At 37.5% G+C, this 25,204-nt stretch carries 26 protein-coding genes; 13 read left to right on the forward strand and 13 right to left on the reverse strand.

The features are described from left to right. Positions 1–55: 55 nt before the first annotated feature. From BUA76_RS08140 to trpS, 6 genes are all read left to right on the forward strand, one after another. Positions 56–436: a TraR/DksA family transcriptional regulator gene (locus BUA76_RS08140; RefSeq protein ID WP_027378898.1), complete on the forward strand. Its 381-nt coding sequence runs from the start codon at positions 56–58 to the stop codon at positions 434–436. An 81-nt stretch (positions 437–517) separates the two neighbouring features. Continuing rightward, on the forward strand, positions 518–763 hold the full coding sequence (locus tag BUA76_RS08145; protein ID WP_072884311.1) for a DUF6576 domain-containing protein: 246 nt from the start codon (positions 518–520) through the stop codon (positions 761–763). 14 nt (positions 764–777) lie between these two features. Continuing rightward, on the forward strand, positions 778–969 hold the full coding sequence (locus tag BUA76_RS08150) for a DUF2683 family protein (RefSeq protein ID WP_072884312.1): 192 nt from the start codon (positions 778–780) through the stop codon (positions 967–969). Continuing rightward, on the forward strand, positions 969–1,607 hold the full coding sequence (locus BUA76_RS08155; RefSeq protein WP_072884313.1) for a lipoprotein signal peptidase: 639 nt from the start codon (positions 969–971) through the stop codon (positions 1,605–1,607). Before BUA76_RS08150 ends, BUA76_RS08155 begins: the two co-directional genes overlap by 1 nt. Positions 1,608–1,622: 15 nt before the next feature. Further along, complete coding sequence (locus BUA76_RS08160; protein ID WP_072884314.1) at positions 1,623–2,267, forward strand: SanA/YdcF family protein; 645 nt, start codon at positions 1,623–1,625, stop codon at positions 2,265–2,267. A gap of 215 nt (positions 2,268–2,482) precedes the next feature. After that, a complete protein-coding gene (trpS, locus tag BUA76_RS08165; protein ID WP_072884315.1) occupies positions 2,483–3,451 on the forward strand; it encodes a tryptophan--tRNA ligase in 969 nt (322 codons plus the stop codon). Between the two features lie 65 nt (positions 3,452–3,516). On the opposite strand, the gene BUA76_RS08170 is transcribed toward trpS, so the two are convergent. The 5 genes from BUA76_RS08170 to BUA76_RS08190 form a co-directional block, all read right to left on the reverse strand. Further along, complete coding sequence (locus BUA76_RS08170; RefSeq protein ID WP_072884316.1) at positions 3,517–4,212, reverse strand: YjjG family noncanonical pyrimidine nucleotidase; 696 nt, start codon at positions 4,210–4,212, stop codon at positions 3,517–3,519. Positions 4,213–4,412: 200 nt separating this feature from the next. Further along, a complete protein-coding gene (locus BUA76_RS08175) occupies positions 4,413–5,003 on the reverse strand; it encodes an RNA polymerase sigma factor (RefSeq protein WP_072884317.1) in 591 nt (196 codons plus the stop codon). Between the two features lie 193 nt (positions 5,004–5,196). Then, entirely contained in the window at positions 5,197–5,688 is a 492-nt protein-coding gene (locus tag BUA76_RS08180; protein ID WP_072884476.1) for a hypothetical protein, read from the reverse strand. An 85-nt stretch (positions 5,689–5,773) separates the two neighbouring features. Then, positions 5,774–7,054, reverse strand: a complete 1,281-nt coding sequence (gene metK, locus BUA76_RS08185) for a methionine adenosyltransferase (protein WP_072884318.1) — start codon at positions 7,052–7,054, stop codon at positions 5,774–5,776. A gap of 237 nt (positions 7,055–7,291) precedes the next feature. Continuing rightward, complete coding sequence (locus tag BUA76_RS08190; RefSeq protein ID WP_029296423.1) at positions 7,292–8,242, reverse strand: LysR substrate-binding domain-containing protein; 951 nt, start codon at positions 8,240–8,242, stop codon at positions 7,292–7,294. A 131-nt stretch (positions 8,243–8,373) separates the two neighbouring features. Here BUA76_RS08190 and BUA76_RS08195 point away from each other — a divergent pair, with 131 nt between their 5' ends. The 5 genes from BUA76_RS08195 to BUA76_RS08215 all read left to right on the forward strand — a co-directional run bounded on the left by BUA76_RS08195 (position 8,374) and on the right by BUA76_RS08215 (position 12,638). Then, positions 8,374–9,861, forward strand: coding sequence for a catalase (locus BUA76_RS08195; protein WP_072884319.1), 1,488 nt, complete (start codon positions 8,374–8,376; stop codon positions 9,859–9,861). A gap of 109 nt (positions 9,862–9,970) precedes the next feature. Beyond that, a complete protein-coding gene (locus tag BUA76_RS08200) occupies positions 9,971–10,738 on the forward strand; it encodes an enoyl-CoA hydratase/isomerase family protein (protein ID WP_072884320.1) in 768 nt (255 codons plus the stop codon). 44 nt (positions 10,739–10,782) lie between these two features. Then, positions 10,783–11,205, forward strand: a complete 423-nt coding sequence (locus BUA76_RS08205; RefSeq protein WP_072884321.1) for a deoxycytidylate deaminase — start codon at positions 10,783–10,785, stop codon at positions 11,203–11,205. Positions 11,206–11,211: 6 nt separating this feature from the next. Further along, entirely contained in the window at positions 11,212–12,126 is a 915-nt protein-coding gene (xerD, locus tag BUA76_RS08210; protein WP_072884322.1) for a site-specific tyrosine recombinase XerD, read from the forward strand. Continuing rightward, on the forward strand, positions 12,123–12,638 hold the full coding sequence (locus BUA76_RS08215) for an NUDIX hydrolase (protein WP_072884323.1): 516 nt from the start codon (positions 12,123–12,125) through the stop codon (positions 12,636–12,638). The genes xerD and BUA76_RS08215 overlap by 4 nt, the downstream gene beginning before the upstream one ends. Before the next feature lie 69 nt (positions 12,639–12,707). Here the strand turns inward: BUA76_RS08215 and BUA76_RS08220 are convergent, their stop codons facing one another. From BUA76_RS08220 to BUA76_RS08235, 4 genes are all read right to left on the reverse strand, one after another. After that, positions 12,708–13,166: a heme-binding domain-containing protein gene (locus BUA76_RS08220; protein ID WP_072884324.1), complete on the reverse strand. Its 459-nt coding sequence runs from the start codon at positions 13,164–13,166 to the stop codon at positions 12,708–12,710. A 2-nt stretch (positions 13,167–13,168) separates the two neighbouring features. Next, complete coding sequence (locus tag BUA76_RS08225; RefSeq protein WP_072884325.1) at positions 13,169–14,935, reverse strand: Ig-like domain-containing domain; 1,767 nt, start codon at positions 14,933–14,935, stop codon at positions 13,169–13,171. A gap of 25 nt (positions 14,936–14,960) precedes the next feature. Then, complete coding sequence (locus tag BUA76_RS08230; protein ID WP_072884326.1) at positions 14,961–16,223, reverse strand: serine hydrolase domain-containing protein; 1,263 nt, start codon at positions 16,221–16,223, stop codon at positions 14,961–14,963. A 118-nt stretch (positions 16,224–16,341) separates the two neighbouring features. After that, positions 16,342–17,292 (reverse strand): 2-hydroxyacid dehydrogenase, encoded by a 951-nt coding sequence (locus BUA76_RS08235; protein WP_072884327.1) that lies wholly within the window; start codon positions 17,290–17,292, stop codon positions 16,342–16,344. Between the two features lie 140 nt (positions 17,293–17,432). On the opposite strand from BUA76_RS08235, the gene BUA76_RS08240 reads away from it, so the two are divergent. Continuing rightward, positions 17,433–17,789 carry an SdpI family protein gene (locus BUA76_RS08240; RefSeq protein WP_072884328.1) on the forward strand — a complete coding sequence of 119 codons (357 nt, stop codon included), beginning with the start codon at positions 17,433–17,435 and terminating at the stop codon, positions 17,787–17,789. Between the two features lie 105 nt (positions 17,790–17,894). Here BUA76_RS08240 and BUA76_RS08245 read toward each other — a convergent pair whose 3' ends face one another. The 4 genes from BUA76_RS08245 to BUA76_RS08260 all read right to left on the reverse strand — a co-directional run bounded on the left by BUA76_RS08245 (position 17,895) and on the right by BUA76_RS08260 (position 22,824). After that, positions 17,895–18,419 (reverse strand): acyl-CoA thioesterase, encoded by a 525-nt coding sequence (locus BUA76_RS08245; protein WP_072884329.1) that lies wholly within the window; start codon positions 18,417–18,419, stop codon positions 17,895–17,897. Further along, a complete protein-coding gene (locus BUA76_RS08250) occupies positions 18,407–19,177 on the reverse strand; it encodes a hypothetical protein (RefSeq protein WP_072884330.1) in 771 nt (256 codons plus the stop codon). Before BUA76_RS08250 ends, BUA76_RS08245 begins: the two co-directional genes overlap by 13 nt. A gap of 437 nt (positions 19,178–19,614) precedes the next feature. Then, entirely contained in the window at positions 19,615–21,720 is a 2,106-nt protein-coding gene (locus BUA76_RS08255; protein WP_072884331.1) for a TonB-dependent receptor, read from the reverse strand. 306 nt (positions 21,721–22,026) lie between these two features. Continuing rightward, positions 22,027–22,824 (reverse strand): WG repeat-containing protein, encoded by a 798-nt coding sequence (locus BUA76_RS08260; protein ID WP_228408473.1) that lies wholly within the window; start codon positions 22,822–22,824, stop codon positions 22,027–22,029. Between the two features lie 102 nt (positions 22,825–22,926). Here BUA76_RS08260 and BUA76_RS08265 point away from each other — a divergent pair, with 102 nt between their 5' ends. Then, the gene (locus tag BUA76_RS08265; protein ID WP_072884333.1) at positions 22,927–25,194 is read left to right on the forward strand and encodes an aconitate hydratase; all 2,268 of its coding nucleotides are present in this window, start codon (positions 22,927–22,929) and stop codon (positions 25,192–25,194) included. The last annotated feature ends 10 nt before the right edge of the window (positions 25,195–25,204 follow it).

Below are 25,204 nucleotides of genomic sequence, written 5' to 3' on the forward strand. Positions count from 1 at the left end.
TAGTTATTGTTTTTCAAATTCCATTTCATAATTTTATTAAAAAAGAGAAAGAACCATGTCAGACGAAAGAGTAAGATACAGTGATGCTGATTTACAAGAGTTTAAGGCAATCATTAAGGAAAAAATAGAAAAAGCGGAAAATGATCTGAAACTTATCAGAGAAAGTTTCATTAACGACCAGAACAATGGTACGGATGATACTTCGCCAACCTTTAAAGCTTTTGAAGAAGGTGCTGAAACGCTGAGTAAAGAACAGAATTCTATTTTAGCCGGAAGACAGGAAAAATTTGTCCGTGATCTTAAAAACGCTCTGATAAGAATAGAAAATAAAACGTACGGCGTGTGCAGGGTAACAGGAAAACTGATTCCTAAAGAAAGACTTCTTGCTGTTCCTCATGCAACATTGAGCATAGAAGCGAAAAATATGCAGAAATAACCGGGAGGTTAATATCATAATTTTGGGTTTATATTGTATTTTTGACAAATACTTTATAAACCTAATTTTTAGTATATATCCATGAGTGATTTATTCATTTTAATCTTAATCATCGTACTTATTCTGGGCTTTATTTACAGGGACCGGATTAAAAATCGGTTTTTTCCTGAAAAACAGGAAAACTATACAATTGATGACAAGTTTAATTCTGATAAACGCGAAAGGGAAAAAGAAATAGACGGGCTTTTAAGCAAAATGGGCAAAAACGGCATCAATGATCTTTCGCCCAAAGAAAGAAGAAGGCTTGATGAGCTATCCAAAAAATAATTTAAATTAAAAAAGTGGAATCCATAATTGTACATCCGAAAAATGCAATGGAACTAAGCGCGCTGAAAAGCGTTCTAAAAGATATGAACATTAAGTTCGAAAAATTCCATACCAAGAACATGCACCACAATCAGAAGACGATTAAAAAAATCGTTGATAAGAAGAACGAAAAAACAGGAAAACCTACAAAACCCAAAGGATTATAATGAAAAAGATCGTATTCGTAACCCTTCTTATCCTATTGATTGATCAGGCCTCAAAAATATATGTAAAAACCCATTTTAACCTTGATGACAGCGTTCCTGTTCTTCCGGGATTCAAACTCACCTTTGTGGAAAACCCTGGGATGGCTTACGGTCTTCATTTCGGAGGAGTGATTGGGAAATATTTCCTTGTTTTAGTAAGGATTATTCTGATCGGAGGCATGATTTATTTATTTAAAAAATGGCTGCAACGTGGAGAATCCAATTACCTTCTGATTCCGATGGCGATGATCTTTGCAGGAGCAATTGGTAACCTGATAGACGGAATGTTTTACGGACTGATTTTCGACAGCGGTACAGTATATGACGAAAGTATCGACCGATGGATCGGTTATGGCGGAATTTCAAAATTCACCACTTTCGGTGAAGGATACTCCACTTTTATGAGAGGCTGCGTGGTGGATATGCTCCACTTTCCGCTTGTAGATTGGAATGTTCCTGAAAGCTGGCCCTTGATTGGAGGAAAACACATCGAATTTTTTAAATATATCTTTAATGTAGCAGATTCTGCAATTACCGTAGGCGCAGCATTGCTATTGATTTTTAGAAAAAAAGCCTTCCCGAACGGACTTGAATTTTAAAGTATTTAGCACATAATGAAAAAAATAATCAAGAACTTATTTAAGGCTTTCCTGCTTCTCCTCGTTGCAGGAATTCTTTTTATCATCTGGGCAAATTACAGCATTAAAACAAGCAGCAATCCTTACATTTCTTATAAAACTGAAGATCTTCCGGAAGCTAAAACAGCACTGTTGCTGGGCACAAGCAAAAGCTTAAACAACGGCTTTCCCAATGCCTATTTCTATAACCGGATTTATGCCGCGGTAGAATTGTATAAAACCGGAAAAATACAATATATTATTGTGAGCGGTGATAACAGCAGAAAAGATTATAATGAGCCTGAAGACATGCAGCTCGCGTTAATGGAACATGGAATTCCACAGAATAAAATTTTTCTTGATTTTGCAGGCTTCAGAACGCTGGATTCTGTGGTAAGGGCAAAGGAAATTTTCGGGCAGACAAAACTGATTATTGTTTCCCAGAAGTTCCACAATGAAAGAGCCGTATTTCTGGCAAGGCAGAACGGAATGGAGGCGTATGGCTATAATGCTGCTGACGTAAATAAATATGCTGGTTTTAAAACCAATATGAGAGAATATCTCGCCAAAACAAAAGCCTATTGGGATTTGATTTTTGGTGTTGAGCCGAAGTTTGGAGGAGATAAAGTTTTGATTCCTTAGATCTTACTCTTTCTGATTATGAAATTTTATTGATAAGATTATTAAAATTGGGCTAAAGCCAAATCTTTATATTATTTTGAAAGCGGACTATGTTCAATATTTAATTTTTTCTCAACATTAAAAAACGCGACGTAAACATCTGTGTAAATCTGTGAAATCTGCGGGAGAAATCCATAAATTTGCACTTCATTAATTTTTAAATAAATTTTTAAACAATGTCAAGAATTCTTACCGGCATTCAAGCCACCGGAACCCCGCACCTGGGAAACCTTTTGGGTGCTATTATTCCTGCAATTGAGCTATCCAAGCAGGAAGGAAACGAATCTTTTTTATTCATCGCCAATCTTCATTCTTTAACACAGATTAAGGATGCGGAAGTGCTTAAACAAAACACCTACGAGATTGCTGCGGCTTGGCTTGCTTGTGGGCTGGATACCGAAAAAACCTATTTTTACAGGCAGAGTGATATCCCTGAAACCTGTGAACTTTCTTGGCATTTATCCTGTTTTTTTCCGTACCAGAGATTAACGTTGGCACATTCCTTCAAGGATAAAGCAGACCGTTTGCAGGACGTGAACGCAGGTCTGTTTACCTACCCGATCCTAATGGCTGCCGATATTTTGCTGTATGACGCAGAAATTGTTCCTGTAGGAAAAGATCAGCTTCAGCATCTGGAGATTGCCCGTGATGTAGCCTCCAGATTCAACAATCAGATGGGTGAAGTTTTTGTACTGCCTCAGTCTGAGCTTCAGGAGAACACCAAGTATGTTCCCGGAATAGACGGCCATAAAATGTCTAAATCCAGAGGAAATATCATCAATATATTCTTACCTGAAAAAGAACTGAAAAAGCAGGTAATGAGCATTGAAACAGATTCTAAATCGCTGGAAGAGCCTAAAGATCCTGAAACCGACAAGGTGTTTGCTATCTATCAGCTCATTGCAAGTCCTGAACAAACGGAAGAACTGAGATCGAAATATCTGGCCGGAAACTTCGGGTATGGCCATGCGAAAAAGGAACTTGTGGATTTAATTTTAACAAGATTCGAAAAGGAAAGAGAACTTTTTTCTTATTACATGAACAATCTTGAGGAATTGGAAGCAAAACTTCAGGAAGGAGCGGCCAAAACAAGAATAATTGCTACAGAAACGATTAACAGAGTGAGAAAAAGTTTGGGAATTTAAATTTCTTAAACGGATAATATAGTTTCGGCGGCACCTTTGGTGCCGCCGAAACTTTTTATAGAATTTTATAAATATTCTTTAATCTGCAGCAGATGCTGTATAACTTTCAGTCCTTCTTTCTGTCTGTTTTCCTTCAGCACATCAAAGAAAATCACATCCATTCCGAAATTTTGTGCTCCCAAAACATCTGCGATCCAGTCGTCACCGATCAGAATACTTTCTTGTTTGATTGTTCCAGCCAGTTTCAGGGAATATTCAAAAATCTCCGGTCTGGGTTTTCTTACGCCCACCGTATCTGCACTGGTGATTGTTTGAAAATATTTATCAATTCCGGATAAAATACATTTTCTTTCCGTCACTTCTTTGAAACCATTGGAAATAATGTGTAAAGTGTAATTTTTAGTTTTAAGATAATCTAAAATAGATGTTGCGCCTTCTACCAATTCATTGTAATTAAGAATTTTATCCAGGAAATGTTCCTCGAAATACATGGACAGCTGTTGATCATCTACGTTGAAGTACCTGAATGTATCGTAAAAACGATGTTTTCTAAGATACTCTTTATCAATTATCCCGTCCCGGATATCTTCCCAAAGTTTTTCATTAATACGATGATAGACGGAATGAAACTCTTCAAAACCGATATTATATTTTAATGTAATCTCTTCCTTTTCAAAAAGATCTTTTATAGTAAGATAGGCATTTCTGCGGTGATCCCAGAGTGTATTGTCGAGATCAAAAAAAATGTGCTGAATTTTCATACAGCACAAAAATAATTTTAATTTTTGGAAATCGGATAATTCTTGCTCTTGGTTTTTACAACCTCAAGATTCTTCGAAAAATTGAGTAAAAACTCAACTGTTTGCTTTTTTGGTTTCAAAGTTTTCACTTTTAAGGAATCATTTTTTCTCATAGGCGGTTAAATGTTTTCCTTAAAACGAGAATTTTCCGAAATTATTATCTATCGTGTCAAGACAATATTATTTTCTTCCATGATTTTTCTCAGGTTGATTAATGCATACCTTACGCGTCCCAATGTGGTATTGATACTCATATCGGTATGATCTGCAATTTCTTTAAAGCTAAGCCCGTCAAAAAATCTTAATTTGATTACTTCCTGCTGGTTTTCAGGCAGGAATTGCAGCATTTTTAGAAGGTCTTCTTGGATCTGGTTGGTTACCAGCTGGTCTTCAATATTTTCAGAAGGTTCTCTCAGCAGGTCAAAAATAGAATATTCTTCGGTTTCAAAAGTTGTTTCCGACACTTTAATATTCTTGGACTTTGCTCTGAAATGGTCGATAATCAGATTATGAGCAATTCTTTTTGCCCAAAGAATGAATTTTCCTTCTTCGTTATAACGTCCTTCCTTAAGCATAACAATGATTTTCATGAATGTATCCTGAAAAACATCATTTGCCAGATCTTCATCATTAATTTTGTAAAAAATGAATGTAAACAGTTCTCTCTGATGGCGGTGGATAAGGGTCGACAACGCCTCTTCGTCTCCTTTTTGATAAAGGGAAATAAGTAAACTATCCGATTTTGATTTCATAACTTCTTCTCAATACTTTTTTGCTGAAAAAATATTCCAGATTTTTCATCTGGTTTCAGCTGTAAATACAAAACAATTCTTCAGAGTAAAGTATAATCAATAGGCGGATACAATTTTTAATGATGTAAATATAATAAATTTTTAATAACTGTTAACCTATTATTAAATTTTTAAGAGAAAAATTTAAAAAAAATCATTTAAACATGTCATGAATGAATACAGTAGGGATATTTAGTGAAAAATTAATATTCAGGCCTTTTAACTCTTTCCCGTTTATTCCACTGTTTCCTATTGGAAAAGCATAGCCTCCCGTAAGATCTAAAATCCCGAACAGAGTAAAGCCAACTTTCGGAGCCAGATATTTGTTGGTACCTTCAGCGCCAATCAAAAAATAATACGAATGGTAAAAATCTACATTTTTTTGAAAATTCAATAAAACATCAGTCGAAACTTTAGGCATTATTGCAAACTGCGAATTTACAGATCCCATCATGGCAGAGGCTCCGAGCCTGTAGATGACATCATCATTCTTAAGGAAAAGCAGCTTGCCTCCCACTTCGCCAAAACTTTGATTCTGATAAGTATATCCTACATTTACCATTTTGTGTACGGTAAGCTGTGCTTTGGCAAAAGTGCCGAGAAAAAAAACGGTAAGGATTGTAATGACGAATCGTGCTTTATTCATATTCTGTTCTATTTTATGTAAAATTAAAAAAAACTGCTTTACCTGAAAGATAAAGCAGCCATTCATTTGTTTATTATTGTGAAAATTAAATTCCGAAAGCGGATTTAATTTCATCTACTTTGTCTAATTTTTCCCACGTAAAGAACTCTAAACCAGTAAGTGTAAGCTCATTTTTCTGTCCTTTGTTAAAGGTCTTATCTGCCACATAATGTTCTTTACCCATGTGTCCGTAAGAAGCAGTTTCCTGGTAAATAGGGTTTCTCAATTTCAGGTTTTGCTCGATAGCGTAAGGCCTAAGATCGAATATTTCAGAAACTTTTTTAGCAATATCTCCATCGTGAAGATCAACTTTTGCCGTTCCGTAAGTATTGATGTACAAACCGCAAGGCTCTGCCACACCGATTGCGTAAGACACCTGCACCAAAACTTCATCTGCAATCCCTGCAGCCACAAGATTTTTAGCGATATGTCTTGTCGCGTAGGCAGCACTTCTGTCCACTTTTGAAGGATCTTTTCCGGAGAAAGCACCACCTCCGTGTGCTCCTTTTCCACCATACGTATCAACAATGATCTTTCTTCCTGTAAGTCCGGTATCTCCGTGAGGGCCTCCGATTACGAATTTTCCCGTAGGATTGATATGGTATTTGATCTGATCGTTAAATAACGCTTTAATTTCATCCGACTGCAAAGCCACTACTCTCGGAATCAGGATATTTTTAATATCTTCTCTGATTTTGTTCAGCATTTCTTCTTCAGTTCCGAAATCATCATGCTGGGTAGAAACTACGATAGAATCAATCCTGATTGGCTTATGGTCATCAGAATATTCAATTGTTACCTGGCTTTTTGCATCCGGGCGAAGATATTTAATTTCAGAATCTTCTCTTCTGATCGCCGAAAGCTCTTTAAGAATCGTATGGGCAAGATCAAGTGCCAATGGCATATAATTCGCCGTTTCATTAGTAGCATACCCGAACATCATTCCCTGGTCTCCTGCTCCCTGAGCATTGGCTTTTGCTTCGAAAGACCCGTCTTCCACGGCTCTGTCAACTCCCTGGTTGATATCCGGAGATTGCTCATGAATAGCCGAAATAACTCCACAAGAATCACCATTAAACATATACTCCCCCTTTGTATAGCCGATTCCGTTGATGACTTCTCTTGCAATCGTCTGAACGTCAAGATAAGCATCAGATTTTACCTCACCGGCAAGCACTACCTGTCCTGTTGTAACAAGGGTTTCACAAGCTACTTTGGAATTTTTATCGTATGCTAAAAAATGATCGATTAACGCATCAGAAATCTGATCGGCAATCTTATCCGGATGTCCTTCTGAAACAGATTCAGATGTAAATAAATAAGACATATTACTCTATTTGTTTTAGATTAAAATTAACGAAGAAAAAATAAGAATAATTATCGGTACGACTAAAAAGAAATACTGTTTTAGCATTTTTTTATAGAGGTTGCAATCAGGACAAATTTTTCCTCGTTTGTAAACGTGCGCAAATTTAAGTACTATTTTTTTAATACTCAAATTTTTGCCCCTTTATTATAAATTTCATGAATAGCAGCAACTTATCAACCCCTTTAACAATAAAATTTATTGAGGTTTAATGCTTACAAATTCTTTCGGGTTTTCGTGATAATTAAGCTTTTTCTCCAGTGAAGTTCTTATAGAATGTGACAATTCGTCAATAATTTTCTGCTTAAATGTAGGCTTATAATAAATAATGCTGATTTCCCTGTATGGAAAAGGCTTTTTAAACCTGAAGACATTTTCTTTCTGCTGATCAGAGAGCTGACTTAATGCAAGCTCCGGCAAAATACTGATCCCTCCTACTTTATCCACCATATGCACCAGTGTCTGAATATTGGAAGCCAGGAAATCAAGATTCTTGGGTTTCAGGGTATTTTCTTTCAGATGGCAGATGTTTTCAAACTGGTTTCTAAGACAGTTTCCTTCTTCAAGCAGCCATACTTTTTCCACGTTCAGCTCTTCCGGAACCACGTAGGAATTTTTCTTGTTGGCTTCCGTATCGGAACTGTAAATCATCAGTTCTTCATTAAACAGGAAATCCTGATAAAATTCATCCGCAGAATCATAAGGTGTAGAAATAATTCCGGCATCAAGTTCACCCGCTTTCAGAGCCTTGATGATATTATCCGTCGTCATTTCCTTTACATTCATCTGAATTTTCGGATTATCCTCCAAAAATTTAAAAATCTCTGTTGGAAGGATAAAAGAAGAAACCGTTGGAATGATTCCGATGTTAATGGTACCTCCTAAAATATTGTTTAAAAGATTGGCTTTGTTCTTTAGTTCATTGACAGATTCTATAATCACTTTTGCCTGATCGATGATCTGAAGCCCAACATCTGTGGTACGGATCGGGTGGGTAGTCCTGTCAAAAACCTTTACATCCAGTTCGTCCTCAAATTTCTGTATCATTGCACTTAACGTAGGCTGCGTAATGAAGCATGCTTGAGCTGCTTTACCAAAATGTTTATACTTATCTACAGCGATAAGATACTCCAATTGCTGAATGTTCATTTGATTAATATTATCTATGACAAAGATAAAATGTTTTTGCCATTTGTAATTAAAAATTAAAGTAAATTTGATATTTTAATACGTCTATATAGACAGCCAACAATAAAAACCGCGAAACAAATCATAAGTATATGGATTCTAAAAAATTAACGTTAAGCAATGGCGCTCCTTATTATGAGCATCAGGATTCACAGACAGTGGGACCAAGAGGCCCTGTTTTATTGCAGGATTTCGTTTTACAGGAAAATCTTGCCCATTTTGTGAGAGAGAGAATCCCGGAAAGAATTGTTCACGCCAAAGGTACCGGCGCCTACGGAACTTTCACTGTAACACACGATATCAGCCACTATACAAAAGCAAAATTATTTTCAAAAGTAGGAAATTCATGCAGGATGTTTGCCCGTTTCTCTACAGTGGGAGGAGAAAAAGGAAGTGCAGACACGGCTAGGGACCCGAGAGGTTTTGCTCTGAAATTTTATACAGAAGACGGAAACTGGGATCTCGTAGGAAATAATACACCGGTTTTCTTTATTAAAGATGCTAAAAAATTCCCTGACTTTATCCACACCCAGAAAAGAGTTCCGAAAACCAATCTGAAAAGTGCCACGATGATGTGGGATTTCTGGAGCCTTAATCCCGAATCGCTGCATCAGGTTTTAATCTTGATGTCAGACAGAGGAACGCCATACGGATACCGGCATATGCACGGTTTCGGATCTCATACTTTTTCAATGATCAATGATAAAAATGAGAGGGTATGGGTAAAATTCCACATGAAAACAAAACAGGGAATCAAGAATTTCACGGATGCAGAAGCGGTAAAAATGGCAGGCGAAAATCCGGATTTCGCCCAAGAGGATATGTGCAATGCCATTGAAGAAGGCAATTTCCCAAAATGGACCATGTATATTCAGGTGATGACGGAAGAACAGGCCAGAGATTTCAGATGGAATCCTTTCGATATTACAAAAGTATGGTTCCAGGGAGATTTCCCATTAATTGAAGTGGGTGAAATGGAATTGAATGAAATTCCGGTAAATTATTTTGCCCACGTTGAGCAATCAACCTTTTCACCAAGTAATTTAATTAACGGAATAAGTTTTTCTCCGGATAAGATGCTTCAGGGAAGACTGTTCTCCTATCCTGATGCTCATCGGTACAGAGTGGGTGTTAACGCGCATCATCTTGAAGTAAACAGATGTCCGTTTGCTGTAAACAACTATCAGCGCGACGGTTTTATGGCAGACTCCAGTTATTATCAAGACAAGCCGAATTACCATCCGAACAGCTTTGATGACATAAAGCCGGATTCATCTTACAAAAATTACGAATACGAACTGGACAGCGCTCATGTAGCCAATTACAGTAGAAATGAAAATGATGACGACCATTACACTCAGCCGGGATTGCTATACTCAAAAGCGATGAGTCCTGAAGACCGGCATAATCTTGTGAACAACATTGTGGGAAGCATGAAAGGCATCACAGGACCCAAAAGAGATGAAATCATCAACCGCCAGCTTTGCCATTTTTTCAGAGCGAATATTGAGCTGGGCATGAAAGTCGCAACACAGCTTAATGTCGTGATTGATGCCAATATGATGAATCATTCCAAATAATAATTTAAAACAAGAAAAAATTGCAATAAAGGAAAAAAAGTCAATCTTTTTTCCTTTTTTTTATAAAAAATTTATAATTTGCACAGAATAATATTTTATCAGTTGAAAAATGGGTTACGAAAACATATTATTAGATAAACAAAATAAAATATCTATAATTACCATAAACCGTCCTGAAAGTTTAAATGCATTAAATGCCAAAACAATCAGTGAACTGAGTTCAGCTTTGGAAGAATTAGATACTGATACCAACTGTAGGGTGATCATTCTTACAGGAAGCGGCGAAAAATCTTTTGTAGCAGGAGCTGATATTAAAGAATTCAGTGATTTTGGACAGGAGAAAGCAGAAGAGCTTGCCAGAAACGGACAAAACTCATTATTCAATAAAATAGAAAATATGACCAAGCCTGTTATTGCAGCCGTAAACGGATTTGCTTTGGGCGGCGGTCTGGAGCTTGCCATGGCATGCCACATCAGATATGCATCGGAAAATGCCAAACTGGGATTACCTGAAGTAACACTGGGACTGATTCCCGGCTACGGAGGAACTCAAAGACTTCCGAAGCTTGTAGGAAAAGGTATTGCCAACGAAATGATCTTCTCAGCCAAAATGGTTCCCGCTCAGAGAGCAAAGGAAATCGGACTGGTAAATGAAGTATATCCTGTTGAAGAATTATTAACCAAAACACAGGAATTAGCCAACGTTATTGCTCACAATTCCCCAATGGCAATATCAAAAGCTATTCGTGCTGTAAACTTATCAGATACGGATAAAGGTTTTGAAACCGAGATTCAATATTTCGGAGAGCTTTTTGACTTAGATGATAAAAAAGAAGGAGTCTCTGCGTTTCTTGAAAAAAGAAAACCCAGCTTCTAAATTATCCTTGATTAAAATTATTTCGAAAAAAACGATGCTGCTATATGAATAAGTTTGATAAAGCTTATCTAAAGATGGCTCAGGAATGGGCAAAACTATCCTACTGTAAACGAAAGCAGGTAGGAGCTCTTATCGTAAAAGATAGGATGATTATTTCAGATGGTTACAATGGTACCCCATCAGGTTTTGAAAACTGCTGTGAGGACGAAGAAGGCAAAACGCATTGGTATGTGCTGCATGCAGAAGCCAATGCCATTTTAAAGCTGGCCGCTTCCACACAGTCTGCAGAAGGAGCGACGTTGTATTTAACGCTGTCTCCATGTAAAGAATGCAGTAAACTTATTCTACAGGCCGGAATCAACAGGCTTGTATATATAAACGAGTATTCGGACGATGATGGAATATCATTTTTAAAAAACCATGGTATTGAAATAATACAGATTTCGGAATATGAATTAAAAAAATAACACAACATGATTTGGGATGAAAAAATTAAGGATTTTGAAATTTTTCTTCGTTTTGAAAGAAATTTTTCAGAGAACACTCTCGATGCGTATATCAGAGATATTAAAAAACTAAAAGAATACGCAGAAGAAGATTTAGAAAATGTGGGGCCAGATACGATTCAGTACGAAAACCTGCAGGAATACATTTTCAACCTTTCCAAAAAGAAATTCAGCGAACGTTCACAGGCAAGATGGATTTCGTCTATAAAGGCGTTTTTCAAATACCTTGTTGAGGACGAATTTCGCAAGGACAATCCGGCCACATTATTAGAGGGTCCAAAACTGGGGCTTTATCTGCCGGACACTTTGACGCTGCCGGATATCAACAAAATTATTGACGCTATTGAACTGGATTCTGATCTGGGAAAAAGAAATCAATGCATCATCGAGGTACTCTATGGATGCGGATTGCGTGTATCGGAGCTTATTGAGCTTAAAATATCAAATATCAATTTTAGGGAACACTACATTAAAGTACTGGGAAAAGGCAATAAAACACGTTTTGTCCCGCTCGCGGATTATACCGCCAGCTTGCTTTTAAATTATATCTCTGAAATACGCTCTAAAATTAAAGTAAGCAAAAGATATGAAGACACTCTGTTTCTGAATAGCAGAGGCACTTCCATGTCGAGAGTAATCGTTTTTTTAATCATAAAAGAACTTACAGACAAAGCTGGGGTGAGCAAGAAAATTTCACCGCATACTTTCAGGCATTCATTTGCGACGCATTTGCTTCAGAACGGCGCAGATCTCCGTTATATCCAGGAAATGCTGGGACATTCAAGCATCACTACAACGGAAATTTATACCCATCTTAAAACAGAAGAACTCCGGGATGTTATTTTAAATTACCACCCGAGAAATATTAATGTTGTCCAATGAAAATATTGAAATATTGCCCTAGCTGCGGTAAGGAATCTCTGAACTGGGACGGCGAGAAAAAATGGAGCTGTCCTGAATGTAATTTCACGCTATATAATAATGTAGCCGGAGCGGTGGCTGTGGTTATACGATTTGAAAATGAAATTTACCTTACTCAAAGAAACAGAGATCCGAAAAAAGGAAAGCTTGATCTTCCGGGAGGATTCGTAGATCCACGGGAAAGTGCAGAAGAAACCTGCAAAAGAGAGCTTTTTGAAGAACTGCAGCTTGAGGTTGATATTTCAAATTTAAAATACCTTACGAGCCTTCCGAATGTATATCAGTACAAAGAAATAGATTATCATACAATCGATCTTTTTTATGAATACTATGTTTCGGAAAAATTTCAGGTGAAACTTGATATTTCTGAAATTTCAGATGCATTGTGGATTCCATTGGATACATTAAATCCTGAAGACATTGCATTTGATTCTCAAAAAAAGTTTTTTGAAGATTACACGCGAAAAGCTTAGCATAACATTATATATTCCACGGATTGTTAGACTTTATTTTCAAAAGCATTTACAATCCGTGGATTTTTTTCAGTATGTTTTTGTTTTCAGCATCCCTTCAAAATACTGAACAAGCAACATCCGTTCTGCTTCAGACAAATTGGCTTTTTTGTGATACACCATATAGCCAGGCATAGGCATGGTTTTGTTCTCTATGGTCTGAACAGACTTCTCAAGCATGCTTTTTTTCAGATCCTTATTGTATGTTCCCCAAATGGAAAAGTTTAAATGCTCCCTGCCTTCGTTGATATGGCTTTTAACAGACCAGGAAATTGGTGCTATATAAGCATAGCCGGGATATTTCGTTTCATCGGAATGGCAGTCGTAACAGGCACCTTTAATCAACTCTCTGACTTTTGGAGGTGTTTTCTTTATATCTACAAAATTTACCTTACGATCAACCGGCTTGTTTACCTTATCCGTCGGAATAAACTGAATCAAGGCGGAAATTATCAGGAACCAAAAAAGTATTTTTTTAAATGTTTTCATGACTATCTCACAGGCGTAAGAGAACCTCTGTCCGTTTTTAATTCCGGTCTTACATTTGTTTTTGGCGTGGCTGAATTAGAAGGTTTTGGAGAAGCACTGTCGTTTGTCTTTTGAGTTCCAAACTTTGAGGTATCCAGAACTCTGGTATCTTTCAAATCCCATGTTTCGTTGCTGTCCCATAAAGGCCTTACAATTACCGTTTTATAATAAATATAGGAATCCTCCGCAAAAATACCATTCTGGAAATCTGCCTCATCCCAATATTTATTTTCATTGTTATCCACAAGAATACGTACAATATATTCTGCCGGTTTGAGAATATCAAATTTCACCTCACTGCCTTTGGTATATTTCTGATAAAGGATTTTTTCAGAACTGTCTACCAGCTGAATCCAATAACTTGATGTTGGTACATTTTCCAGCTTAAAAGTAAGGCTTCCGTAATTTTCAATTTTATCAGCCTCAAAATCAAACCGTTTCGACTGATAATTTTTAGCATAAAAAGAAGAAACCGTTTCTTTAGGTACGGTAAGCTGATATTTTTTACCCGAAACAAAATCTGCATTGACAATAATCTGATACGGATTTGTTTCCGAGATTCTTGCTGTGAAAGGAAGTGTATTAAGACTGTCTCCTGCTGTTCTGAAAACCCATTTGTCCGTATTAATATTTGTAATATAATAGTTTGAGCTAATTTTAAAACTTTCTTTCGGAGGAAGCATTCCGCCGCCGTTGTCACTGTTCACATCCATTGTATTTTTCGTGTTGTAACGATAGAAAAGAGAAGCGGCATAAAGCGTATCTTTTTTAGTTCCTGCATTGTATCCGAACTTAAGATTTTCAACGTTGGTTTGTCCGAGATTGCTTTTGACGGCATCAAACCAGATCCTTACGGAATCCGATTTCGGAGCATGTGTTACTTTATAATCTGTCAGTTTTTCACTTTGAGATTGCACCTTTACGCTGTCCGGCCTTCCTTCAAAAGTCATTAAAACACCTCCCGGTACTTCTTTTGTTTCAATATATTTCACCGGTTTTTTAGATGGATACAGCTTCACATTTAATCCTGAGATTGATTTTTCAACAACAACAGGATCCTTCTGAAAGCCTACTTTTTCCTTTCCCTGATCATACATCGAATTTCCGTTTTCATCTTCAAAAGCAATCATTCTGTATTTTCCCGGAGCAAGATAATTCAGCTCATAATAACCGTCATCATCAACTTTTGTGATATAATAAGGCTTTTGTTTATAATCAATGGTATCTTTCACCTGGTAAAGACCCACAACAAATTTATTTTCGCCGGCCTTTTTGAGTGATAAGGCATCCTTTATCTCTCCACTGATATACAGATCATCCAACTTGTCTCCCGTAGAGAATGCAAAATTGAAATATCTTAAAATATTATTTTCATTATTATCCGAAATGGCATTTCCAAAATTAAAATTGTACGTTGTATTGGCCTGCAAAGTATCTTTCCATTGGATAAGAACAAATTTATTGGCAATACTGGAAGGAATGATTCTGGTAATATTCTTAATCGGCGGCGATATGCTAAGATTCTTATTGATGTCTTTCAACGTAACGTATTCGTTGAAGTCAAGACGAAGCTCCTTTATATCTCGCGGGACATTAATTCTCGCCGTATCGATATTTGAGCCTAAAAACTTTGGCGCCAATGTATCTTTTGGGCCTCCTACAGGTGATCCTACTCTTGCACAGGACTGCAAAAGAAAGCCAATAACAAATAATAAAAGAAATCTTTTCATGAAGATGTTTACGCAAAAATAAACATTATTCTCCATAAACTTCACCATGTCCTTTTAATGTATCTTTATCATCACTCATAACGCTATGAAGTTTATCTTTCTGAGAAGGGAAATCTTCAAACAGACCCGACAAAGCAAGCGCCGTATAAACCTTCCCGGAATATCTGTTTCCGATGGCTATAATCGTTACTTTGGATTTCAGAAGATGGGCAAATACAGAATTGGTACCGTGCCACCATCCATTGTGATAAGTAAGTTTTTCACCGTTGTCGAAAATTTTCATTCTGAAACCCAGGCCGTAATTATTCATTCCGAGTTTTTCATTGCTGTATGGCGTAAAAACCTGTTCCATGAGTTCTGGTTTTAAAAAATCTTTTGAAAACATGGCTTTGGAGAAATTATAAAGATCCCTCGGTGTGGTATACACATTTTTATCCCCGTAAATGAGATCCAGGCGGTCCAGAGGATAGAGCCTGTTTCCGCCGTAATAAAATGACTGTGATGCAGTGGGAATATCTTTTTCCTGAAAGATAAATGTGTTTTTCATTTTAAGAGGATCAAAAACCATTTCTTTCATGGCTTGTGGAAAAGGAGTGCTGGTTATCTTTTCAATCAAGAGCGCAAGCATGGCAAAATTGGTATTGCAGTACATGAATCCCGTATCTGTATCTCTTGCGAGATCCGGCTTGTACTTGATGATCATATTTAAAATATCCTGATTTGTAAGGAATGCTTTAGAAAGTTCGGCAGGAGCGGGCTGTATTTTGGTGATAAAATATTCATATTTCGGGAGACCGCTTCTCTGGTCGAGTAATGTTTTAACGGTAACCTTCGGATAAGGAAATCCCGGGAAAAACTTCGTAAGATGATCATCGAGATTTATTTTACCGGCTTCCACCAGCTTCAGCATTGCCATTGCCGTTAGTGTTTTTGATACGGAGGCAACATGAAGCGGAGTATGTCTGTCAATAGGATTTTGATTTCCTTCTCTGGCAAAACCTCTGTAATTCTCATACAAGATATCGTCACCCTTAGCAACCAGAATTCCACCACTGAGATCACCTTTTTCCCATACTCTTTTATAGTATTGATCAATATATCTTGAAAGAGATGCTTTATCTGGAATTTGGCTATCTTGTTTTGTAAAAACCTTACTTAGATCTACGTTTCCGTAATTCGGGAGATTTGTTGTGCTTTCAACGGCAGCTTCCTGATTTTCAGCTTTGTTTTTACACGAAAAAAGAGTTACACAGCTAATGATAATAAGTACAAGATTACGCATCTTCATGAATTTCAAAATGAGCGGCAATTTAATAAAACTGGAAATAATGAGTATATATTGATTATATATTATGAATTATTTAACATAAAAAAAATCACAAAATAGGCTTCAAAACAATTACCAATTAATGAATTGACTGAAAATGATCTGAAAACTGGGACAGGATTTTATCTACAATGACCTGTGCAAGCTTTTCCTTGCTTTGGATCGTCCAGCCTGCAATATGCGGCGTTACAATTACTTTATCAGATTCGAGCAGAAACTGAAGATCTTCGTTTTCGGTTTCCAGGTTTTCAAAAGAAGATTTTTCATATTCCAGAACGTCAAGACAGGCCCCTTTTACCTTTCCGGATTTTATAGCTTCTACCAGACTTTTGGTTTCCACATTTTTACCACGGGCAGTATTGACAAAATAAAAATCATTTTTCATTGCTGATATGAAAGATCCATCTATAAGATAATATGAATCTTCTGTTAAAGGAATATGCAGACTTAGCACCTCCGCTTTTTTTTTAAGTTCATCCAGGGAAACCTGAGTAGCATATTCGTCAGAAAGACCAGGCAAAATATCATGGAAAATTACGTTACAGCCAAAGCCCGAAAGTCTTTTGGCCGTCGCTTTACCCATATTTCCATATCCGATGAGACCTACGGTTTTTCCCAACAGTTCATCACCTCTGTTTTCTTCCCTGAGCCAGATGCCTTTTTTTACTTCCTGGGATGCGATAAAAAGCCTGTTCATAAGGATCAAAAGCATTCCCACCACATGCTCCGCTACAGAATCACGGTTTCCTTCCGGGGAATTAATGAGCTGAATTCCCAATTTCTGCGCCACAGGAATATCAATATTTTCCATTCCCGCTCCTACTCTGGCAATGAATTTCAGGTTTTTTGCTTTTTCTAAAAAGTTTTTGTCTAAAGGAATTCTGCTTCGGATAATGATACCGTCATAGTTTTCAATCTTACGGCACACCTCGTCATAAGAAGAGGTAAAATCTTCCTCCAGAATATAGTTTTTTGCCAGAAGCTGTTCGGTAATCAGGGGGTGGTTTTTATCTAAAAGGAGAATTTTCATATTATCTAAACATTAATGATACTAATGGTTTTGCACAAATAATACAAACGAAATTGCGTTAATAATTCTATATTTGTTCTGCAAAGGTAGTTACAAAGATTCAGAAACAGCTTTTGTAAAATCTAATTTTTTAGTTTTCTATGAAATCCCCTAAGGTTATTTTCGGTATTTCCGTATTGCTGCTTGTTGTTTATATTATTGTTCTGTCAGTACAATTTTCTTCCGTACAGGAAATTATCCCCATTCACTATTCCGGAGAGGGAGCAGACGGTTTTGGAAGCAAGAACTTTTTATGGTTTGAAGCAGGTCTTAATTTTCTGCTTTTATGTCTTTTCGCATTACCCATATTCTTTCCTGAAAAAATGTTTGGAAAGAACGGCGATTATCTAGAATCTTCCGCTGAAACAGCAATAAAAAACCGACAGGTATTTTTGTCGGTTCTATCTGTACTCGTTACAGTAATTTTTTGTGGTCTTTCGCTGAAAGAAATTATTTAGTTCGAAATAAGATAAATATCAATATACTTAATTTCCCGCAGATCATGCTGATTTAGCAGGTCAAACATCTTTTAAGTTTATTTGTTACAATTTTTTCCGGTTTAATTATTTAGTCTCTTCCCCGAAAAGCTTTTTAAGCTCAATTGATTCAGAAGGTTTCATTCTCCCGGAAAGGATGAGCGAAAGTTCTTTTCTTCTGAGCGCTGCTGCAAATCTCTCTTTTTCCAGATCGGTTTCCGGTTCCATTTCAGGGATTGGGATGGGCCTGTTGAATTCATCAACTGCAACGAAGGTATAAATTCCTTTGTTGGTCTGTATTTTTTTATGATTGATAGGATCGTCCAGCCACACATCAACATAAATTTCCATTGAAGTAGAAAATGCTCTGGAAACTTTAGATTCCATCACAACAATTCCTCCTTCCGGAATCGGATGATCAAATGAAACATGGTTCACGGAAGCCGTTACTACTCTTCTTTCGCAGTGTCTTGTCGCTGAAATTGAGGCACACCGGTCCATTCTTGCCAATAGCTCGCCTCCGAAAAGATTCCTCAACTGGTTGGTATCGTTGGGGAGTACAATATTCGTCATTACCGTCAGGGATTCTGACGCCTTCTTTATTTTTGCCATTTCTTCTTAGTGTTATTGATAGTTGCCGGGCTTGCAACAGCCTTTTTTGTAGCAGGCTGAATATTTTGTTGCGCTACAGTATCATTTTTCAGGGAATCTGATGTTACCGGCGGGATAATTTTACGTGCTTTTGCCGTGTCTTTTTCAATCCGGTGGGTTCTGGTCTGTATGGAAGGAGTGGTGTTTCCAAAAGATTTTTCACCAAAAAGAAGTTCCTGCTGGGTATAAGCCACATACAAAATTCCCAGAACAGGAATAATAATCAGGAAAATCCAAAGAATTGATTTATTGAAACGGTAATCTTTTCCTGAATTTCCAACAACAGGCTTTTGAGATTCTTTATTATGAATATCTGAAAGTTTAATTTCTTCAAGGCCATAAAAATCGGGATGATCCGACTGGAGCCTGTTTCCTTTGAAATGGGTTTCGCCTTCTTCAATGTAAATGGTACCAAGACCCTGAATCTCCAGCATCTGGTCTGCCTGCAGTTTCTTTTTCCAGAAATCGGTCTGGATCTGCAGATCTGTTTTGGAAGCTTCTACAGTCATCTGTTTATGACCCGCAATAAAAGCAGCCAGTTCACCTGATGTTACCTTATAATCCGGGGTATAAACAATTTTACTTGCAGGAGGAAGGATGCTCCCGTTTTCTGAATTGATAATGGCCTTGGATTTTTCGAGCGAAAACACCCCAAAATCCGGAACCGTAACGGAACCGAACTGTTTCAAATATTCTAAAATGTAAGCTGAAATATTCATTTGGCAGCAAATTTATGACTTTTTCATGACTTTTTGTTATAATAAGAATTGTTCAGTATTAAGTTTAAAATATGCATTTTTTAATTTAGAAATCTTTCCTTGATGGCGAGGCATATATAAAATAGGCTTTGGCTAAAGCCAATGGATGGTTTACTTTTCCTGAAGCAGACTAAAGCCTCCTATGATGAATGTTCAGGCTAAATATGAACAGATGACTGCTGCCCTAGCCGCGATTGTAGCAATTGTCTGAGCTCATTTTATATTTTTTGGCGGCGCGGCGGAGCCGCGCCGCCAAAAAATATAAAATAGCAATTGCGGAAAGCGCGAAAAAGCTCCTAATAAAATATATCAATCTAAAATAACAAAAAGACTGCCGGAGCAGCCTTAAAAATCTAACTTTACTTTTTACTATAATTATTTCAATATAGCCTGATTGATTACTGAATTTTCCAGCTGATCCCGAACATAAAATTGGTTCCTGCCTGAGAAAAATAGTAAGGAGAGCCATCGTACACAGCGCCGTTGTTCACATATTTTTTATTGAAAATATTGTTTACTAAAAGCTTGAGAGCGATGTCATTATTATGAATTTTGAATTGGTATTGAGCATTAAAATCAGTCAGAAAATAGTCGTTCAGCTGCAGATTATGATCTTCGGAATTATCCAGATACTGTTTTCCTACATATTGGTTGATTAAGGCAAACTGGAAATTTTTATTTGGGTTGAATTTCACGGCAAGATTGGCGATGACGTCCGGAGAAAAAGAAATCTGTGTATTTCCGAGATCCTGAACGCCGCTTTCATTTTCCACTTTGAAATCCAAATTCCTGTTGTTGCTGAAACTTACATTTCCGTTAAGTTCCCATTTTTTTGAAATTTTAGCCAAAGCTCCGAGCTCAATTCCGCTTCGGAAGCTTTTTCCGGAATTGGTTCTGATGAAAGCACCTACATTATTCAGCTCACCATTCAGGACAAGCTGATTGACATAATACATGTAATATAAATTGGCAGTGAATGATAGAGGTCCGAACTGTCTTTCGAGACCAGCTTCAAAATCGTGAAGTTTTTCTGCTTTTACGTCATTGTTTGCCAAGAGGTCGTCACGGTTTGGTTCGCGGTGAGCATGTGCATAGGAAATAAAGATTTTACCATTGTTAATCTTGTAATTGATTCCCGCTTTTGGATTGAAGAACAGCCAGTTTTTATCGAGATTAGCTCCTTCATCATCTCCGGAAGTGATAATTTTCGTATTGTAGTCCACATTTCTCAACTGAAGATCTCCATAAAACTCGAAATTATTTACTCTCACCAATGCTTTTGCAAAACCTGCCACTTCGTTTTTCACGGAGCGGTTTCTGTAATATTCGTATTCATCAATCTGCGGAATGAAAACACCGGTTACATTTCCGAAGTGTCTTCCGTAATATTGATTTGCCACCGCGCCGAAATTTAAATCAACGATCCCCAATTTTCCGTAAAGTGTAGACACAACTCCGTAAAAGTCGTTATCCAGCCATTTTTTTCTGATAAAGTCCGAATATTCTTCACCTCCAACATCGGGTAAATTATATCTGGCGAATGGATCATCCTGCTTGTAATTTTCATAATACCCTTTTCCTTTGGTGTAATGTACGGTTGTTTCCAGATTCCATCTATCGTTAAACTTCTGCTCCCACAACAACTGGTAATGATTCTGACGATAATTGTCGGTTTCGTTATCGTAAAAACCTACAATATTTTCCCAATCTGCATCATAAATTGCTCCGGAATAATTGAATTTCGGATCGGTTTCCCAGGTTTTGCGGTCGATTCCATTCCAGGCCTGGTAGGTTTTTTCCTTACCTCCGAAAGCCATTAGACGGATTCTGGTATTTCCTTCTTCGTATAAAGCCGTGAAATTATAGGAATTCAATTTTGAAAAAGCCCTGTCGATGTATCCATCTGAATTAATATGCGTATATCTTCCCATTACGGAAAGTCGGTTTCCCCAGAATTTTCCGGATCCGATTTCCGCAGAATATTTATAGGTGTTAAATGATCCGTAGCTGTCGTCCGTTTTTACATAAAATTTTTCTTCCGGATCTTTTGAAAGTATATTGACGCTTGCTCCGAAAGCAGCCGCTCCGTTGTTGGATGTCCCCACCCCTCTCTGAATCAGAATCTGCGAAGCAGAGCTTGTAAGGTCCGGTACATTGACGAAGAAGGTTCCCTGACTCTCCGAATCATTATACGGAACACCATTCATCATTACATTGATTGCACTTCCGGAAACACCTCTGATTCTAAAACCTGTATATCCCACACCGTTTCCGGCATCTGAAGTGGAAATAACGGAAGTCTGGTTTTTTAAAAGAATCGGAAGATCCTGCCCGAGGTTTCTGCTATCCAGATCTTTTTGAACATTAATAATTTCTTTAGCAACGGGAAGTCTTTTGGTGAAGTTAACAGCTTCAATTTCCTTTACTTTCAAGGAATCGGTATTTTGTGCCTGGATGAAGGCCACTGAGCCTACGGTTAGGCCTAAAAAAAATAATCCTTTCATTCTATAAATTTTAACATTTAATGAATAAAAGGGGCGGATTATCTTATAAATGATTAATGATAAAAGATGATTGATTTTACGTTCTTATTGACAATTTATTTATCAATTATCATTTATCAATTATTTACATGTTTCCCTAAACGGCATTACCCGTTCCAGGTTCATTGGGTATAATCTCAGCTTATGACAGCACCCCTTTATTTCTGCCGCAAAATTACAAAATTATTGTCAGATATACCTTAAAAAAATTGACATCAACAATATTGAAAGATTTTTCAAAACACACCCCATTATTAGAGGGGTTGGTCAATAAATATTATTATTTGAATCGACGTAATAGTAATTTTTACCATCTTTTGAAACATCAAACATTTTACCCAATTTCCAGCTGAAATTACGTTTGATGTCGCTGTATTCAAATGGAATGATTATCCTGTTGTGCACGTCAATAACGCCGAACATATTATTTTTAGAAGCAACAATCATAGGATTGGAAACATCATCTCCTTCCAGAATAAAGAGATATTCATATTGAGGATAAATTTGGAACTGCCTGTAATCTGCAGGGTCTTTAAACGTTGCTTTTTCAATAATTCCATAGAATCCGTTTAAAATATAAGCCTGATACAATTGCTGAATATATTCTTTGTGTACGCATTTTCCAAGATCTTCTTTTTTAAAACGATAGACTCTGTTTCCTTTTTTGTCTACCCTGTACGCGATTTCATCTTTTTCTACCGTGGCGTATTCTGCCGTACCGAATTTGCGCAGCTTTTCATTCGGGGAATTCAGCAGGCTGCAATCTTCATAAAAAAATACGGCAATATGATATTCGGGTTGGATAACAAACTTACCCTTCTGATCCACATAACCGAAGTTACCGTTTTTCTTCTTCGGAATTAATAAAGGAATATCCTGATTGACAACCGGTAAACTTATTTTCTCTTCAGAAGATACTGTTTTCTTTTTTACCGGTATTTTTTTTGGAACCGATTTCTGAGAAAAAACGACTATCGAAATGAAAACACTTAGAACCTGAATTATTTTTTTTAAACCCATATTGACTGCAAAAATACAATGAAAAATAGAAATTATAAAATTCATATTTATAAAGAATCTAAATAATATAACTCCCATAAAATATTAAAATTTCGTAATTTTGGGAACATTTATAATTGTTTGATAATTTTAAAACATTTTTGAGATATGACATTTGATATCGATATGATCAAAAAAGTGTACGAGCGTTACCCTGAAAGGATTGCAGCAGCAAGACAGATTGTGGGAAAACCTCTTACATTATCAGAAAAAATATTATACACTCACCTTTGGGAAGGAAATGCTACACAGGCGTATGAGAGAGGAAGTTCTTATGTAGATTTTGCACCGGACAGAGTAGCAATGCAGGATGCAACCGCACAGATGGCGTTATTGCAGTTTATGCAGGCAGGTAAAGCGAAAGTAGCCGTTCCTTCAACGGCACACGCAGATCACCTTATCCAGGCAAAGGTAGGTGCTGATAAAGATTTACAGGAAGGTATCAATAAAAACTCGGAAGTTTTCAATTTTTTGAGTTCTGTTTGTGATAAATACGGGATCGGTTTCTGGAAACCGGGAGCAGGAATCATCCACCAGGTAGTGTTGGAAAACTATGCTTTCCCTGGCGGTATGATGATCGGAACTGACTCTCACACGGTAAACGCCGGAGGTTTAGGGATGGTTGCCATTGGTGTAGGAGGTGCTGATGCAGTAGACGTAATGGCTGGTATGGCATGGGAACTTAAAATGCCTAAACTGATTGGGGTAAAACTTACCGGAAAAATGTCCGGATGGACTTCCGCAAAGGATGTTATCCTTAAAGTGGCAGGAATCCTTACCGTAAAAGGTGGTACCGGATGCATCGTAGAATATTTCGGAGAAGGAGCAGAATCTCTTTCCGCAACCGGAAAAGGAACAATCTGTAATATGGGTGCTGAAATCGGTGCTACAACTTCTACCTTCGGATATGATGATTCCATGAGAAGATATCTTGCTTCTACAGGAAGACAGGATGTGGTGGACGCAGCCGATCAAATTGCAGAACACTTAACAGGTGACCCTGAAGTATATGCAAATCCTGAACAATATTTTGACCAATTAATAGAAATCAACCTTTCTGAATTGACTCCTCACTTAAACGGACCTTTTACTCCGGATTTGGCCACTCCTGTTTCTGAATTCAGAGCAAAAGCGGAAGCGAATGGATGGCCTTTAGAAGTAGAATGGGCATTGATCGGGTCTTGTACCAACTCTTCTTATGAAGATTTATCAAGAGCTGCTTCTATCGTGGAAGATGCCGTTGCCAAAGGGGTAAAACCTAAAGCAATTTTAGGGATCAACCCAGGTTCAGAACAGGTAAAATATACCGCTGAAAGAGACGGATTCCTTGATTCTTTCAGAAAATTTGAAAACGCAAGAATCTTTACCAACGCGTGTGGGCCTTGTATCGGACAATGGGACAGAGAAGGTGCCGAAAAAGGAGAGAAAAACTCCATCATCCATTCTTTCAACAGAAACTTCGCGAAAAGAGCAGACGGCAACCCGAATACGCATGCTTTCGTAGCTTCTCCTGAAATGGTTGCTGCAGTAGCGATTTCCGGAAGATTAGACTTTAATCCTATTACGGATACTTTAACGAACGAAGCTGGTGAACAGATTAAATTAGACGAACCAAAAGGTTCTGAATTGCCATCAAAAGGTTTCGCTGTAGAAGACAACGGTTACCAGGCGCCATCTGAAGACGGATCTCACGTTGTGGTAAATGTAAGCCCTACTTCAGACAGACTTCAGTTATTAGAAGAATTCCCGGCTTGGGACGGTAAAAACATTGAAGGTGCTAAAGTTTTGATCAAAGCATTTGGAAAATGTACTACCGACCACATTTCTATGGCCGGACCGTGGTTGAAATACAGAGGCCACTTAGACAATATTTCCAACAACATGCTGATCGGAGCGGTAAACGCTTACAACATGGAGACCAACAAGGTAAAAAACCAGCTTACCGGTGAATACGGTGAAGTTCCAGCTGTACAAAGAGCTTATAAAGCTGCAGGAGTTCCATCAATCGTTGTAGGAGACCAGAATTATGGGGAAGGTTCTTCCAGAGAGCATGCTGCGATGGAGCCAAGACACCTTGGCGTAAAAGCGGTATTGGTAAAATCATTCGCAAGAATCCACGAAACAAACCTTAAGAAACAAGGAATGCTTGGATTAACTTTTGCTGATGAAGCCGACTACGATAAAGTACAGGAAGATGATACGGTTAATTTCCTTGATCTTGAGCAATTCGCTCCTGGAAAACAACTTACTTTGGAATTCGTTCATGCAGACGGAACCAAAGATATCATTATGGCAAACCATACATACAACGATCAGCAGATCGACTGGTTTAAGGCAGGTTCTGCACTTAACCTGATTAAGCAACAAGAAAATTAATTGTTAGATT

It is taken from the genome of Chryseobacterium takakiae, assembly GCF_900129385.1.
GTDB lineage: Bacteria > Bacteroidota > Bacteroidia > Flavobacteriales > Weeksellaceae > Chryseobacterium > Chryseobacterium takakiae.